10 protein-coding genes are annotated in these 15,529 nt (G+C 71.3%); 3 read left to right on the top strand and 7 right to left on the bottom strand.

Features of this window, described 5'->3' with window-relative positions:
• Window positions 1–23: 23 nt before the first annotated feature.
• Both pulA and cynR read right to left on the bottom strand, forming a co-directional pair.
• Window positions 24–5,333, bottom strand: coding sequence for a pullulanase-type alpha-1,6-glucosidase (gene pulA / locus IE267_RS05140; protein WP_229860743.1), 5,310 nt, complete (start codon window positions 5,331–5,333; stop codon window positions 24–26).
• Between the two features lie 184 nt (window positions 5,334–5,517).
• Window positions 5,518–6,414: a transcriptional regulator CynR gene (cynR, locus tag IE267_RS05135; RefSeq protein WP_189762287.1), complete on the bottom strand. Its 897-nt coding sequence runs from the start codon at window positions 6,412–6,414 to the stop codon at window positions 5,518–5,520.
• A 126-nt stretch (window positions 6,415–6,540) separates the two neighbouring features.
• Here cynR and IE267_RS05130 point away from each other — a divergent pair, with 126 nt between their 5' ends.
• Both IE267_RS05130 and cynS read left to right on the top strand, forming a co-directional pair.
• Window positions 6,541–7,119, top strand: coding sequence for a carbonic anhydrase (locus tag IE267_RS05130; RefSeq protein WP_167153670.1), 579 nt, complete (start codon window positions 6,541–6,543; stop codon window positions 7,117–7,119).
• Window positions 7,120–7,162: 43 nt separating this feature from the next.
• Window positions 7,163–7,633: a cyanase gene (cynS, locus tag IE267_RS05125; RefSeq protein ID WP_167153668.1), complete on the top strand. Its 471-nt coding sequence runs from the start codon at window positions 7,163–7,165 to the stop codon at window positions 7,631–7,633.
• Between the two features lie 25 nt (window positions 7,634–7,658).
• On the opposite strand, the gene IE267_RS05120 is transcribed toward cynS, so the two are convergent.
• The 5 genes from IE267_RS05120 to IE267_RS05100 form a co-directional block, all read right to left on the bottom strand.
• A complete protein-coding gene (locus tag IE267_RS05120) occupies window positions 7,659–8,708 on the bottom strand; it encodes a LacI family DNA-binding transcriptional regulator (protein WP_373304467.1) in 1,050 nt (349 codons plus the stop codon).
• Entirely contained in the window at window positions 8,693–10,342 is a 1,650-nt protein-coding gene (locus tag IE267_RS05115) for a glycoside hydrolase family 13 protein (protein ID WP_189762286.1), read from the bottom strand. Before IE267_RS05115 ends, IE267_RS05120 begins: the two co-directional genes overlap by 16 nt.
• Before the next feature lie 77 nt (window positions 10,343–10,419).
• Window positions 10,420–11,271 carry a sugar ABC transporter permease gene (locus tag IE267_RS05110; RefSeq protein WP_229860741.1) on the bottom strand — a complete coding sequence of 284 codons (852 nt, stop codon included), beginning with the start codon at window positions 11,269–11,271 and terminating at the stop codon, window positions 10,420–10,422.
• A 7-nt stretch (window positions 11,272–11,278) separates the two neighbouring features.
• Window positions 11,279–12,271, bottom strand: coding sequence for a carbohydrate ABC transporter permease (locus IE267_RS05105; protein ID WP_189762285.1), 993 nt, complete (start codon window positions 12,269–12,271; stop codon window positions 11,279–11,281).
• Window positions 12,272–12,352: 81 nt separating this feature from the next.
• Window positions 12,353–13,627 (bottom strand): extracellular solute-binding protein, encoded by a 1,275-nt coding sequence (locus tag IE267_RS05100; protein ID WP_189762284.1) that lies wholly within the window; start codon window positions 13,625–13,627, stop codon window positions 12,353–12,355.
• A 287-nt stretch (window positions 13,628–13,914) separates the two neighbouring features.
• Here IE267_RS05100 and IE267_RS05095 point away from each other — a divergent pair, with 287 nt between their 5' ends.
• Window positions 13,915–15,519, top strand: coding sequence for a glycoside hydrolase family 13 protein (locus IE267_RS05095; protein WP_189762283.1), 1,605 nt, complete (start codon window positions 13,915–13,917; stop codon window positions 15,517–15,519).
• The last annotated feature ends 10 nt before the right edge of the window (window positions 15,520–15,529 follow it).

The raw sequence follows: 15,529 nt of genomic DNA, 5'->3' as shown, positions 1-15,529 counted from the left end.
TCGAGCGACCTGGAATGATCGCTTCAGTGTCGCTTGAAGACCGCAACGGTACGGGCCGGGACTGTGAAGCTCCCCGAACCCTGATCGTATGTGGCCGTCCTGACCACGGGGTCGGCCCCGGCCGCCTGCCGCGGATGCAGGGCGTAAGCGGTTCCCGCGAGGTCACCGACCCGCTGGGTCTGCGCCGTCGGGGTCGCGTTGAACACCACGACCAGCGGGCCGAGGCGCATGGTGATCACCCCCGGGGTCTCCGCGCTCCCCGACAGCGGGAACGAGAGCGCCGACTGGACCTGGCCGGCGGTGGCGAGCCCGAACGCGCTCTCCTGGCCGTGGATCGCCAGCAGGTCCTGGTAGGCGGCGGACGTCCCGTTGATCCGGGCACAGTTCTGGGTGAGTGCCGGGTTGGTCAACAGCGGCCTGGCATAGGGCCACTTGGGCTGGTTGTCGGCGGCCGGCGGCAGCCCCCGTCCGAAGCCGTTGCCCGCCGCGCAGTTCCAGTGCAGGGCGTTGAACCAGTCCCCGCTGTCGTAGGAGTTGCGGTCGAGCGACTTGGAGCGCAGCAGGTCGCTCCCGGCCTGGGACAGCGCCGGGCCCTGCGAGAGGGCGGCGGTGGCGAGCGCCAGGACCTGCATGCGGGAGCGGTCGGCGGCCGAGGTGCGCGCGGGCAGCTTGTAGGCGAGCGCGTCGTAGAGCGACTCGTTGTCGTGGGCGTCCGCGTAGGCGAGGGCGTCGCCCGGGGCGGCCGCGTAGCCCGCGGGGGCGCCGTTGTAGTCGACGTCGGAGCCCTTGACCGTGCGGCCCGCGCTGTCGGTGAAGGTGTACGCGGCGAGGTTGCCGCTCAGGCCCACCTTGAGGAGGTCCTGGTAGTGCAGCAGCCGGGCCTTCTGCTCGGCCGGAGTGCCGTTCGCCGTCGAGGAGTTGGGGTCGGTGTAGAGGCCGGAGGCGAAGCCCTGCACACCGGGGTCGGCGTCGAAGGGGCTGCCGCCGCGCACGGCGTCGCGGGCGCGGTCGGAGAACGTGGCGATGCCGGTGCCCGCCATGTTCTTCTGGGTGGCCTGCGTGAACCGGGCGTCGTCGGCGACCTCCCCGAAGTTCCAGCCCTCCCCGTACAGGATGATCTTTTTGCCGTCGACGCCGTCCTTCGCCGGGGTCAGCGCGTCGAGGGCGGCCCGCACCGCGAGGATGTTGGCCTTGGGGTGGTGGCCCATGAGATCGAAGCGGAATCCGTCGACCTTGTACTGCCTGGCCCAGGTCACCACCGAGTCCACGACGAGCTTGCCCATCATGGTGTTCTCGGGCGCGGTGTTGGCGCAGCAGGTGGAGTCGGCGACGCTGCCGTCCGCGAGGAGGCGCTGGTAGTAGCCGGGCACGATCTTGTCGAGGACCGAGTTGTCGGCCTGGCCGCTCGCCGCGGTGTGGTTGTAGACGACGTCCATGACCGTACGCAGACCCGCGTCGTTCAGCCCCTGCACCATCCGGCGGAACTCGACCGTGCGCCGCGTCCCCTCCGGGTCACTGGCGTAGGAGCCCTCGGGCACGGTGTAGTGCAGCGGGTCGTAGCCCCAGTTGTACGCGTCCTTCGCGGCCGACCGGGCGATACAGGCCTGCTGCTCCTGCGAGTCCGGTGCGAAGACCTTCAAGTCGCAGGCGGGCGTGGCCTGTTCGGACCTCTTCTCGGGGATGCCCGCGATGTCGAAGGCGGGTAGCAGATGGACGTAGGAGGTGCCGGACTTCGCCAGCCGGGCGAGGTGCTTCATGCCGTCGGAGCCGGTGTCGGTGAACGCCAGGTACTGGCCGGGGTAGTGCGAGGTGGGGTCCGCGACGGAGAAGTCGCGGATGTGCAGCTCCTGGATCCGCGCCTCGCGCAGCGGCACCGCGGCCGGCTTCCGCAGGGTGTCCCAGCCCTTGGGGGCCAGCTTCGGATCGGCGAGGTCGACGACCAGGCTGCGCGCGGAGTCGGTGGTGAGGGCGGTCGCGTACGGGTCGGTGACCAAATTGGTCACCACCCGCCGGACGGTCGGCGCCCACACCGTCACGGCGTACCGGTACGGCTTGCCCGCCCAGGACGCGGGCCCGGTCACCGACCAGACTCCGGTCGTGTCGTCGCGCCGCATCGCGACCGTGCGCCCGTCGAGTTCCAGGGACACCCCCCTGGCCGTGGGGGCCCACAGGGACAGGGTGGGACGGCCGTGGGCGAACACCGGGCCGAGCGCGGCCCTGGCGGCCTTCGCTCCGTACAGGTCGTCGAGGACGCCCTGGGTCTGGACGCCGGTCGCGGAGAGCAGCGCCCCGTTCGCGGCCCGCTGGGTCGCGATGAGCTGGCCGCGCAGGGACTCGCGGACGCGGGAGCGGTCGCGGGCGTCCACGGTGAACGCCGGGTAGTCCTTGAGCTGGGGGAACCTGGCCTTCTGGGCGTCGGTCAACGCGGTGGGCGCGAGCCGCAGCCACTGGCCCTCGTCGGACAGGGCGCCTTCCTCGACGGTGATGCCGCCGCCCGGCGCGTACACCAGCTGCTCGCTGGTCGCGTCGGTCGCCTTGACCTTCCACACCACCGTGCCGGCGTCGATCCACTGCGCCGCGGACCTGCCGAGGTCGAGCGAGACACCCGAACTCCCCTGCGGCAGAAGGTACTTGGGCTGTCCGGCCAGCAGCCACGCCTCGTGGCCGTAGGTGGCGAGGTCGAGGGACTGGTCGTCGGGCAGGTCCTTGCGGTCGCCCTGGTGCAGGATGTAGCTCAGCGAGGTCGCGCCCGGGGCGAGCGGCACCTCGAAGGTCACGCCGAACGCGTCGCGGCCGGTCGGCCGGAGCGGCTCGGACCAGTCGGTGGGCGAGGCGGCCCCGGTCCAGGTGTGCAGGCCCCAGCCGTCGTAGTCGCCGTCGGGCCGGGAGTAGTGCAGGACCACCTTGGAGGTGTCCTGGGGCGGGTACGCACCCGGCGGCGCCTGGTCCGACTGGCCGTCCTTGCCCTGCTCCACCCACACCTCGCCGGTGCGGCCCAGGTCGACGGCGCGTTCGGGCCCGTCGGCGCCTTCGCCCCTGGTGACGGTGTACGTGAGCGATGCGGCGCCCTGCGGGACCTTGACCCAGGCGAAGGCGCCGTAGGCGTCCCGTCCGGTGAAGGCCGCGTTCTGGTCCCCGGACGTCAGCCGCCAGCCGTCGTAGTCCCCGGCGGGGCGCCGGTAGTGCACGACGGCGTAGTCGCGCTCGACGGCCGTGGGCCTACCGGGTGCGGGGGTCTGCCCCGCCGTGGTGGCGGCGAGGGCGCTCGCGGTGCGTCCGGCGCTGTCGACCACAACAGCCTTGTACCGCACGGGAGTTCCGCCGGGAAGGTCCAGGTACTGGGTGATCTTGTAGGGGGCGTGGTCGGCGGAGCCGAGCGTCCGCCACGGTCCGCTGCCGCTCTGCGCGGCGAAGACGACCCGGTCGAGCTGCCCACCGCTGACATCCGCGGACAGCTCGACGGTGCCGGTGGCCCCGGCGGCCGGGGCCTTCAGGGTGATCGACGGCTTGGTGGCGGGGGCGGGCAGCGGGGCAGCCGCCTTCAGGACGAGGGAGGACAGGGCGGGCACGGTCACCTCGACGGCGGCGTCCGATCCGCTGCGGACCGAGCCCGAACCTCCGTACAGCACGCGGAAGTCGGCGTTCGCCGAGCCGGTGGGCACGGTGACCGTCCTCGGCCCGGTGGCGTTGTTCACGGCCACGACGTACTCGGTGCGCGCCGTGGCGTCGGTGCGCGAGAAGGCGTACACCGAGTCCTTGGCGTAGCGCTCGGTCTGGACGCCGTCGCGCAGCGCCGGATTGGCCTTGGTGAGGCGGGAGAGGTCGGCGATGGTGCGGTAGAGCGGGTGGGCCCGGTCGTAGGCGTCCGATGCGTGGGTGCGGTCGGTGCCCAGCTCGTCGTCGTCCAGGTAGTCGGGGACCTGGGACGCGAACATGGTCTGCCGGGCGTCCTTGTCGCCGCCCGCGCCGGTGAAGCCCTGCTCGTCGCCGTAATAGACCACCGGGTTGCCCCGGCTGAAGAACATCAACTCATGGGCCAGGCGGTCGCGTTGGAGCAGTTCGGCATCGCTCGCCTGCTGATGGTCCTGTCGGAGGAAGGCCCCGATGCGGCCCATGTCGTGGTTGCCGAGGAAGGTGACCTGCTCGTAGGCGTTGGCCTTGTCGGTGGTGTAGCGGTAGTCGTCGGCGAACAGGGCGGCCAGCTTGGCGGCCGGGGCGCCCTGCGAGGCGTACTGGCGGGCGGCGTCCTGGAAGGGGAAGTCGAGGGTGGCGTCGAGCCGGCCCCGGGTGACGTAGGGGGAGGTGACGGCGGGGTCGGCGGAGTAGGTCTCGCCGAACATGAAGAAGTCCGGCCGCCCCTGCCGCTTCGCGTACGCGTCGAGGGCGGTGGCCCACTGGGTCCAGAAGTCCAGGTCGACGTTCTTGACGGTGTCGATGCGGAAGCCGTCCACATCGAAGTCGTGGACCCACTTCTCGTAGATCCTCTCCATCCCGGTGACGACCTCGGGCCGCTCGGTCCACAGGTCGTCGAGCCCGGAGAAGTCGCCGTACTCGCCGCTCTCGCCCGCGAACCTCGAATCGCCCCGGTTGTGGTACATCGTGGGGTCGTTCAGCCAGGCCGGGACCTTCCGCTCCGTCCCGACGGGCACGACGGGCGTGTAGGGGAAGGAGTTCGCGTCGACCTGCTTCATCCCGGCGCGGTCGTCGAAGGGGCGGCCGGTGGTGTCGAGGTAGGGGTAGGCACCCTTGGGGCGGTAGTCGTACTGCTTCTCGGCGTAGTCGACGGTGTCGGCGGTGTGGTTGGTGATGACGTCGAAGAAGACCTTCATGCCCTTGGCATGGGCCCCGGCTATCAGCCGGGTGAGGTCGGCGTTGGTGCCGAAGTGCGGGTCGACCTGGGTGAAGTCGGTGATCCAGTACCCGTGGTACCCGGCCGACGCGTCCTTGCCGGTGCCCTGCACGGGCTTGTTCTTGAAGATCGGGGCGAGCCAGATCGCGGTGGTGCCGAGGCCCTTGATGTAGTCGAGCTTCCGGGTGAGGCCCGGGAGGTCGCCGCCCTGGTAGAAGCCCTTGTCCGTCGGGTCGTACCCGGTCTCCGTTCGCGAACCGGTCAGTCCCCCGCGGTCGTTGGCCCGGTCTCCGTTCGCGAACCGGTCCGGGAGCACGAAGTAGAACTGCTCCCGCGTCGCCTCGTGCCGGGCGGGTTCGGCGGCGAGACGGGCGTCGCCGGGCGGCGCGGGCGGCCCGGCCACGGCCGTGGCGGGCGGCGCGGGGACGAACGCGGTGCACAGGGCGGCCGCGAGCGCGACCGCCGTTCTTCGCAGGGGGATCACCGGGTGCTCCTCGGTCGTACGTACCGGCGCGGGCTGAATGTTCTTGCTGCAAGATTGCAAGTGCCTCTGAGCAGGTGACCGTAGGAGGAGGGAGGGCCCGGGTCAACGGTTCGGGCGAAATCCGCGGCACGGATGCGTCCATCTGCAAGGAATTGCGCGGCCGTTGGGCCGCGCCCGGCCGCCGTCAGGCCGGCGCGTAGCCGCGGGCGCGGACGAGGTCCTGGGTGAGCCGGGTGAACTCCCGGGCGGCGGCGCTGCGGTATGCGCTCTCGCGTCGCAGCAGCGCGACCGTACGGGCGGGCAGCGGTGGATCGAGGGCGACGGGCGCCAGGTCCGGGTGCTCGTGGGTGACGGCGTCGGGCAGCACGGTGGCCAGCGGGGTCCGGCGGACGATCTCGGTCAGCGCCTGGAGCGAGTTGGCCTCGACGGCGATGCGCGGGGTGACGCGGTGCTGCCCGAGGTAGGCGTCGATATGGCCCCGGGTCGCGAAGTCGCCGCTGAGCAGCGCGAGTTGACGCTCACCGAGGTCGCGTACGGCGAGCGGGCCGGCCGGTGCCGCACCGGCGCCGACGACGAGGCCGAGGGTCTCGGTGTAGAGGGCCGTCGCCTGGATGCCGGGCAGGTGCGGCCCCGCGAAGGCGATGCCGAGGTCCAGCTCGTCGGCGAGCAGCGCCGCCTCGATCCGGTCCTGCGCCAACTCCCGCACGTCCAGGGAGATGTGGGGGTGGCGGGTGTGCAGATCCGCGACGAGCGGGCCGACCAGGTAGGCGGTGAAGGTCGGGGTCACCGCGAGGCGCAGGCCTCCGCGCGAGAGGTCGGCGACGTCCAGGACGGCACGCTCGGCCGCGGCCAGGTCGCGCAGGGCGCGCCGCGCGTAGTGGGCGTACGTCTCCCCCGCGTCGGTGAGCCGGACCGCGCGGCCGCTGCGGTCCAGGAGCTGGACGCCCACGGTGCGCTCCAGCTGCTTGATCTGCTGGGACAGCGTGGGCTGGGAGATCCGCAGCTCCTCGGCGGCGCGGGTGAAGTTGCCGTGCTCGGCGACGGCGAGCAGATAGCGCAGATGACGCAGTTCCGGGGCCATGGAGACAACTATAGATGAGCTCTATGACGGATATGGAAACTGCGTCTTGGACGCTATAGGCCCAGCTCATGCATGGTGGGTTCCGTCGGGCCCCACGGGGCCGGCACCCACCGAAAGGGAGTGACCATGCAAGACCTCGCCGAGGGCGTCGCGCGTTTTCAGCGCGGTGTCTTTCCCGCCAAGGCGGAGCTCTTCGCCCACCTCGCCGCCACCCACCGCCCGGGCACGCTGTTCATCGGCTGCTCGGACGCCCGGGTGGTGCCCGAGCTGCTCACCCAGAGCGAGCCGGGCGAGCTGTTCGTCATCCGCACGGCCGGGAACCTGGTGCCCGCGTACACCCCGGGGGCGGACGGCGTCGCGGCGAGCGTCGAGTACGCGGTCGGCGTGCTCGGCGTGCGCGACATCGTGGTCTGCGGCCACTCGGCCTGCGGCGCGATGACCGCGCTCGCCGAGGGCCACGACCTGGCCGCGCTGCCGGCCGTCGCCGACTGGCTGCGGCACGCGGACGCGGCCCCCGCCCACGCCGACACCGCGGACCTCGCGGCCCTCGTGCGCGGCAACGTACGGGCCCAGCTCGCGAACCTGGCGACGCACCCCTCGGTGGCCCGCGCCTTGGCCGAGCAGCGGCTCACGCTGCACGGCTGGGTCTACGACATCCCCACCGGCAGCATCGAGGAACTCGACGCCGCGCGCGCCCTCGCCTGAGCACCTGTCCCCTCAACTCGCCTGATCCACACAGGAGTTACTCATGATCCAGTCCCAGTACGACACCACCGCCCGCCAGGACCTGGCCACCGCCGCCGTCGAGGCGAAGCTGCGCAAGGACCTCTCGTGGCAGCAGATCGCGGACGCCGCGGGCTTCTCCGTCGCGTTCGTCACCGCGGCCGTGCTCGGCCAGCACGCGCTGCCCGTCGAGTCCGCGCGGGCCGTCGCCGAACTGCTCGGCCTCGACGACGACGCGGCCCTGCTCCTGACCACCATCCCGAGCCGCGGCTCGATCCCGGGCGGCATCCCCACCGACCCGACGATCTACCGCTTCTACGAGATGCTCCAGGTGTACGGCACCACGCTGAAGGCCCTGGTGCACGAGGAGTTCGGGGACGGCATCATCAGCGCGATCAACTTCAAGCTGGACGTGAAGAAGGTCGCCGACCCCGAGGGCGGCGAGCGCGCGGTGATCACCCTGGACGGCAAGTACCTGCCGACCAAGCCGTTCTAGCGGCGGGCCGGGGCGGCCCCCGGATTCACCCCCGCGCCCGCGCCGTCGACCCCCGTACCACCAGCTCCGGCTGGAAGACGAACTCCGTTCGCTGGACGGGGGTTCCGGCGATCTCCTCCAACAGGGCGGACACCGCGGCCGCCGCCATCGCCTGCACGGGCTGGCGGACCGTGGTCAGGGGCGGGTCGGTGAAGGCGATGAGCCGGGAGCCGTCGAAGCCCACCACCGAGACGTCCACCGGCACGTCGAGGCCGCGTTCGCGGGCGGCGCGCACCACGCCCAGCGCCATCATGTCGCTGCCGCAGACGATCCCCGTACAGCCCTGGTCGAACAGCGAGCCCGCGGCGACCTGACCGCCCTCGACGCTGTACAGGGTGGACCGGACGAGGGCGGCCGCCTCGTGTCCGGGCAGGCCGAGGCGCTCCCCCAGCGCCGCCGTGAACCCCTCGGACTTGCGGCGCGAGGGGACGTACCGCAGCGGTCCGATCGCGAGGCCGATCCGGGTGTGCCCGAGGTCGGCCAGATGTCCCACCGCCATCCGCATCGCCGCGTGGTCGTCGGGCGAGACGAACGGCCCGCGCAGCGCCTCGTTGTAGCCGTTCACCAGGACGTACGGGACGCCCCGTTCGGCGAGCGCCAGGTAGCGGCCCGGGTCGGTGGAGGTGTCCGCGTGCAGCCCGGACAGGAACACGATGCCGTTGACGCCGCGCTCCTCCAACTGCTCGACCAGCTCGTCCTCCGTTGCCCCGCCCGGCAGTTGGGTGCACAGGACGGGCGTGTAGCCGTGGCCCGCGAGCACCTGCTCCACCGCCTGTGCGAAGGCGGGGAAGATCGGGTTGGTCAGCTCCGGGGTGACCAGCCCGATCAGTCCCTCGCTGCGCCGGCGCAGCCGGGCCGGGCGCTCCCAGCCGAGCACGTCCAGGGCCGCGAGCACCCGCTGACGGGTGGGGTCGGCGACACCGGGCCTGCCGTTGAGCACCCTGCTGACGGTGGCCTCGCTGACGGCGGCCTGCGCCGCTATGTCGGCGAGGCGCGGCCCGCCCGGCTGCGCGGCTTGGCTCACACCGTCCACCACACCGTGGTGTCGCCCGGCAGCTCGAACCGGTCGCCGTCCACCGCGAAGGGGGCGCTGGCCAGGACCGCGCGCCCGGGCAGCGGCAGCGACACCAGGCGGCCCGTGAGGTTCACCGTGCACACGAAGCCCTCGCGGGCGAAGGCGAGCACGCCCTCGGGTGCGTCGAGCCAGCGCAGGTCGTCCCCGGCTCCGAGGCCCGGGTGGGCGCGGCGGGCCGCGATGGCCCTGCGGTACAGCTCCAGGGTGGAGTCCGCGTCACCGGTCTGCGCCTCGACGCTGAGCCCGGCCCACGAGGCGGGCTGCGGCAACCAGCTGCCACCGCTGCCGAACCCGTACGAGCTGCCTTCGACGGTCCACGGGATCGGGACGCGGCAGCCGTCACGGAAACCGTCCTGTCCCGCGGCGCGGAAGAACGACGGGTCCTGGCGCACCTCGTCGGGCAGGTCCGTGACGTCGGGCAGGCCGAGTTCCTCGCCCTGGTAGACGTAGGCCGAGCCGGGCAGCGCCAGCATCAGCAGGGTGGCCGCGCGGGCCCGGCGCAGGCCGAGTTCGCGGTCGCCCGGGGTGCGCAGCTGGGTGCCGAGGCCGGGCGGGTTGGCGAAGCGGGTGGCGTGCCGGGTGACGTCGTGGTTGGACAGGACCCAGGTGGCGGGGGCGCCGACCGGGCGCATCGCGGCGAGCGAGGTGTCGATGACCTTGCGCAGCGCCGAGGCCTCCCAAGGGGTGCCCAGATACTGGAAGTTGAAGGCCTGGTGCAGTTCGTCGGGGCGTACGTACAGGGCGGTCCGCTCGACGGTGGGGGTCCAGGCCTCGGCGACCGCGATGCGCTCGCCGTCGTACTCGTCGAGGATGGTCCGCCAGGAGCGGTAGATCTCGTGCACGCCGTCCTGGTCGAAGAACGGCATGACGTCGTTGCCGAGCAGCTTGAGCTGGTCGTGTCCGCCGATGTCGGGCAGTCCCGGCGCCTTGACGAGGCCGTGCGCCACGTCGATGCGGAAGCCGTCGACGCCCATGTCCAGCCAGAAGCGCAGGACGGAGCGGAACTCGTCGGCGACCGCCGGGTGGTCCCAGTTCAGATCGGGCTGCTCGGGGGCGAACAGGTGCAGGTACCAGTCGCCGTCCGCGGTCCTGGTCCAGGCGGGCCCGCCGAAGATGGACTCCCAGTCGTTGGGCGGGAGTTCGCCGTTGTCGCCCTGGCCCGTACGGAAGTGGTAGCGGGCCCGCAGCGGTGAGCCGGGGCCCTCGGCCAGGGCGCGCTTGAACCACTCGTGCTGGTCGGACGAGTGGTTGGGCACCAGGTCGGTGATGATGCGCAGGCCCAGCGCGTGGGCGTCGCGGATCAGTGCGTCGGCGTCGAGCAGGGTGCCGAACATCGGGTCGATGGCCCGGTAGTCGGCGACGTCGTAGCCGGCATCGGCCTGCGGGGACGCGTAGAAGGGGGAGAGCCAGACGGCGTCGACGCCGAGGTCGCGCAGATAGGGCAGCCGGGCGCGTACGCCTTCGAGGTCGCCCATGCCGTCGCCGTTCCCGTCGGCGAAGCTGCGCGGATAGACCTGGTAGATCACGGCGTCCCGCCACCACTGGGTACCGGTCTTCCCGGTGAGGCGGTCGGGGGCGGTGAAGTGCTGGGTCATGTCGTCCTTAGAAGGGGGGCCCGGGGGTGGTCGACCCCCGGGAACCGGTGGGATGGGCGGCCGGGGCGGAGCCCGCGTCAGCCCTTGGTCGCGCCCGCGGTCATGCCGGTGACCAGGTGCTTCTGCACCAGGTAGAACACGGCGGAGACGGGGATGGCGATGAGTACGGCGGTGGCGGCCATGTAGTTCCACTGGGCGTCGTGCTGGCTGACGAAGCTGGAGAGGCCCACGGCGAGGGTGTACTTGCCGTCGTCGAGCATGAACGTGGAGGCGAACGCCACCTCGCCCCAGGCGGTGAGGCAGGTGTAGAACGCGGCGACCGCGAGGCCGGGCCGGGCGAGCGGCAGGATGAGGCGGAAGAAGGTGCCGAACGGGGTGAGCCCGTCGACCCGGCCCGCCTCGTCGATCTCGATCGGGATCGAGTCGAAGTACCCCTTGAGCATCCAGGCGCAGTACGGCACCGCGGTGGAGCAGTACACCAGGATCAGGCCGCCGTAGGTGTCGATGAGGCCGAGGTCGCCGAGGATCTGGTACATCGGCACGATCAGCACGGCGATCGGGAACATCTGGGTGACGAGCAGCACCCACATCAGCTTGCGGTAGCCGGGGAAGCGCATGCGCGAGACCGCGTAGCCGGTGGTGGCCGCGAACATCACGCCGATGACGCAGGTCGCGACCGCGATCAGGGCGGTGTTGCCGAGCCAGGTGAAGAACTTGGTGTGCTCGGTGACGAACGCGTAGTTGGAGAAGGACATCTTGGACCAGATGCGGCCCGGGTGCAGGTAGTCGTCCTTGTCGGGTCCGAGGGAGAGGAAGAGCAGCCAGACGATCGGGAAGAGGGCGACGAGGCTGGCGATGCTCAGTGCCAGGTGCGACAGGACGGCGGTGCGGCGCCGGGTGTGGTCCCGGGAGACGGCCTTGTTGGCCATGGGGGCATCAGACCTGTTCATTGCGGGCCAGCCAGCGTCGGTAGAAGGAGGTGAAGACGATCAGGATGGAGAGCAGCAGCACGCCGTAGGTGGCGGACTGGGCGAAGTCGCGGGGCTGCTGTCCGAAGCCGAGCCGGTAGGCCCAGGTGACCAGGATCTGGGCGTCGGGGGCGCCGCCGTTGCCGAACAGCAGGAAGATGATCACGAACTGGTTGAACGTCCAGATGATGCCGAGCAGCACGACGGTGGCGCTCACCGGGCGAAGGCCGGGCAGAGTGACGTGGCGGAAGCGCTGCCAGGCGCTCGCGCCGTCCATCTCGGCGGCCTCGTACAGGTCGGCGGAGATCGACTGGAGCCCGCCGAGCAGCGAGACCATCATGAACGGGACGCCCACCCAGGTGTTGACCAGGATCGCGGCGAGCTGCTGGAAGTGCGGCTGCTCCAGCCACTCGGGCTGCGGCAGGTGGAGAGTGCCGAGCACGGTGTTCACGATGCCGGAGTCGCTGAGCATCAGGCGCCAGGAGAAGACGGTGACGAAGGTGGGCACCGCCCAGGGCAGGATCAGCATCATCCGGTAGAAGGTGCGCCCGCGCAGCTTCTGGTTGAGCAGCAGGGCGAGCGAGAGCCCGATGACGTAGTGCAGGGTCACACAGGCGACGGTCCACACCACGGTCCAGACGAAGTGCGACCAGAACCGGTCCCAGGCGGTCGGCCCCCACAGGATGTCCGCGTAGTTGTGCAGCCCGACGAACTCGTAGGTCGCGTCGATGTGGTTGACGCCGATGGTGCGCGCCGAGTTGAGGCTGTTGGCGTCGGTGAGCGTGTAGTAGACGCCCTGGACGAGCGGATAGAGCACCAGGACGCCGAGCACGACGACGATCGGCGCGACCATCGCGTACGCGTACCAGTGCTTCTGCCAGGAGCGCCGGATGCGCTCCAGCGGCCCCCGGCGCGCCGGGGACGCGCTCTTCGGGGCCGCGCCATCGACGGCAACGGTCATCTCGACACCTTTTCCGGGGGAGTTCGACGTACGTGCGTGCCGCCGGGCCGTCCCCGAGGGGGAACGGCCCGGCGGCGGGGCTCACTTGGTGAAGTCGGGAACCAGCTTGGCCATGTCCTGCTGAAGGCTCTTGGTGGCGTCGGCGACGGACTCCTTGCCGTCCGCGACCTTCGGCAGTTCGGTGTCCATCGGGGTCCACAGCGAGCTGTACTCGGGCAGCTCCGGGCGCGGCCGGGCGGCGGCGAGCACGCCCTGGAAGCCGGCGATGCCCGGGTCGGCCTTGACCTGCGCGGTGTACGCGTCCTCGCGGGTCGGCAGCGTGGAGTTCTTCAGCGCGATGCTCTCCTGGCTCTTGGCCGAGGTCATGAAGTTGACGAACTTCATCGCGGCGGCCGCGTGCGCCTTGTCGGAGCCCGCGTACACGGACAGGTTGTGGCCGCCGGTCGGGGCGCCCGCCTTGCCCGCGGATCCGGCCGGGACGGTGGCGATGCCGAGGTTGGCCTTGTCCTTGAAGGCGGCGCCCTTGTAGAAGTTGGTGATCTCCCACGGGCCCTGGACGATGGCGGCGACCTTGCCGTTCACGAAGGCGTCCTGGATGTGCGCGTACGCGTCGGCGGTGACGTCCGCCTTGTGCAGGCCCGGGCCGTCGAACAGGCCCTTCCAGGTCTCAAGTCCCTTGACGGCCGGGGCACTTGCGATGGTGACCTTCTTGCCGGCCGCGTCCACCGTGTCGGTGCCCTCGCCGTACAGGAACGGCTGGGCGTAGTACCCGGCGGTGGAGCCCCAGTAGCCGTCGACGCCGGCCTTCTCCTTGACGAGGGCGGCGTCCGCCTTCAACTCGTCCCAGGTGGCGGGGGCCTTGGTGATGCCGGCCTTGGCGAACAGGGCCTTGTTGTAGACCAGGGCCAGGGTGTCGGTGACCAGCGGGACGCCGTAGGTCTTGCCCTGGAACTGGGCCTGCTTGATCAGGTTGGGCCCGAACTTGGCCTGGTCGGCGAGGGCCTCGGTGCCGTCGAGCGGAAGGAAGTAGCCCTTCTTGGCGAACGCGGGCGTCCAGCCGACCTCGGCGCGCAGCACGTCCGGGGCGCCCTTGGCGCCGGCGGCGGTGTCGAACTTGTTCTGCGCCTGGTCGAAGGGCACGTTGACGTACTTCACCTTGATCGTCGGGTTCGCCTTCTCGAACTCCGTGACCAGCGCCTGGTACGTGGGTGCCTCGTTCGTGGCGTTCGAGGTGTCCCACCAGGTGATGGTGACGGGGCCGTCCGCCTTGCCGCCATCGCCGTCGCTGCCACCGCAGGCCGTCGCCGCGAGCGCGAGGGTCGCCGCGATCGCGGTGGCCGCTATGCCACGTCGCATGAGAACTCCTTCACTGGGTGCCGCTCCATCACGGCGCCGGATCGCCAGGAACGTAACAAGGATGAAAGGCGACCGAAAGACCTTGCGAAGAATTTCTGCAAGAGCGGTCGATCGTTACATCAGCGTGTCCGCACGGTTGCCGTTGTGCGCCTTGTCAAAGCCGGTATTGCCGGTCCATCTGCATCCGCACAGGGGCTGCAAGGGTTCCGCAAGTCCTTGCAAGGCTGTTACTTTCGAGGCCCATCGGCGTTGATCCCGTGAGTGCAGGATTCTCGAGAGGGCACCCCATGACGCAGGAGCTGACGACGGCCGCCGTCGCCCACGAGCCCACCGGGCCCCGGACCGGCTGGTGGCGCGACGCGGTGATCTACCAGGTGTACGTGCGCTCGTTCGCGGACAGCGACGGCGACGGCATCGGCGACCTGCCCGGCGTCACCGCCCGGCTCCCCCATGTGAAGGAGCTGGGCGCGGACGCGGTCTGGCTCACCCCCTTCTACGCCTCCCCGCAGGCCGACGGCGGCTACGACGTGGCGGACTACCGGACGGTCGACCCGCTCTTCGGCTCCCTGTCCGACGCCGACGACCTGGTGCGCGAGGCCCACCGCCTCGGCCTGCGCGTCATCGTCGACATCGTCCCGAACCACACCTCCGACCAGCACCCCTGGTTCCGCGCGGCGCTGGCCGGCGGCCCCGAGCGCGAGCGCTACCACTTCCGCCCCGGCAGCGGCGCGGGCGGCCAACTCCCGCCCAACGACTGGGAGTCGGTGTTCGGCGGCCCCGCCTGGACCAGGACCGCGGACGGCGACTGGTACCTGCACCTGTTCGCCCCCGAGCAGCCCGACCTGAACTGGGACCACCCGGCGGTGCACGCCGAGTTCGAGTCCGTGCTCCGCTTCTGGCTGGACCTCGGCGTGGACGGCTTCCGCATCGACGTCGCGCACGGCATGGTCAAGGCGGCGGGCCTGCCGGACATCGGCGCGAGCGAGCAGGCCAAGCTGATCGGCAGCCAGGTGCTCCCCTTCTTCGACCAGGACGGCGTCCACGAGATCCACCGCGCCTGGCGGACCCTGCTCGACTCCTACCCCGGCGAGCGCATCGCGGTCGCCGAGGCCTGGGCCCCCTCCGCCGAGCGCCTGGCCCTGTACGTACGGCCCGACGAACTGCACCAGGCCTTCAACTTCCAGTTCCTCACGTGCGGTTGGGACGCCGAGCGGATGCGCGCGACCGTCGACGCCTCGCTGGCCGCGACGGGCGCGGTGGGCGCCCCCACCACCTGGGTGCTCTCCAACCACGACGTCGTACGCCATGTCACCCGCTACGGCGGCGGGGAACAGGGCCTTCGCCGGGCCCGCGCCGCGACCCTGTTCACCCTGGCACTGCCCGGCTCGGCCTACCTCTACCAGGGCGAGGAGCTGGGCCTGCCCGAGGTCGCCGACCTGCCCGACGAGCTGCGCCAGGACCCCGCCTTCCTGCGTGCGGCGGGGCAGGACGGCTTCCGTGACGGCTGCCGCGTCCCGATCCCGTGGACCGCCCAGGGCCCGAGCTTCGGCTTCGGGGACTCGGCGCCCTGGCTGCCGCAGCCCGCCGCCTGGCGCGGGCTCGCCGTCGCGTCCCAGTCGGGCGACCCGCACTCCACCCTGGAGCTCTACCGCGCGGCCCTCGCCCTGCGCCGCGAACTGCCGGGGCTCGGCGACGGCACGATGAGCTGGCTACCCGCCCCCGAGGGGGTGCTCGCCTTCGCCCGGCCGGGCTTCGTGTGCACCCTGAACACCCTGGACCGGGAGGTCCAACTCCCGCTCCCCGGAAGGCCGCTGCTCACCAGCGCGGCCGTCCAGTTCGGTGCGGACAGCGCGCTGCTCCCGGCCGAGGCCGCCGTCTGGTGGGCAATCTGACGTGCGACCG

The sequence above is a fragment of the Streptomyces xanthochromogenes genome (assembly GCF_014650455.1).
GTDB classification, from domain to species: domain Bacteria; phylum Actinomycetota; class Actinomycetes; order Streptomycetales; family Streptomycetaceae; genus Streptomyces; species Streptomyces xanthochromogenes.
Note: the sequence above shows the minus strand (reverse complement) of the source record. Positions and strands in the feature narration are given on the sequence as shown.

Bases quoted from the DNA above. Each gene is read 5' to 3' on its own strand.
- cynR (WP_189762287.1), bottom strand. From the start codon at position 6,414: ATGGCCCCGGAACTGCGTCATCTGCGCTATCTGCTCGCCGTCGCCGAG.
- IE267_RS05130 (WP_167153670.1), top strand. From the start codon at position 6,541: ATGCAAGACCTCGCCGAGGGCGTCGCGCGTTTTCAGCGCGGTGTCTTT.
- cynS (WP_167153668.1), top strand. From the start codon at position 7,163: ATGATCCAGTCCCAGTACGACACCACCGCCCGCCAGGACCTGGCCACC.
- IE267_RS05115 (WP_189762286.1), bottom strand. From the start codon at position 10,342: ATGACCCAGCACTTCACCGCCCCCGACCGCCTCACCGGGAAGACCGGT.
- IE267_RS05110 (WP_229860741.1), bottom strand. From the start codon at position 11,271: ATGGCCAACAAGGCCGTCTCCCGGGACCACACCCGGCGCCGCACCGCC.
- IE267_RS05105 (WP_189762285.1), bottom strand. From the start codon at position 12,271: ATGACCGTTGCCGTCGATGGCGCGGCCCCGAAGAGCGCGTCCCCGGCG.
- IE267_RS05100 (WP_189762284.1), bottom strand. From the start codon at position 13,627: ATGCGACGTGGCATAGCGGCCACCGCGATCGCGGCGACCCTCGCGCTC.
- IE267_RS05095 (WP_189762283.1), top strand. From the start codon at position 13,915: ATGACGCAGGAGCTGACGACGGCCGCCGTCGCCCACGAGCCCACCGGG.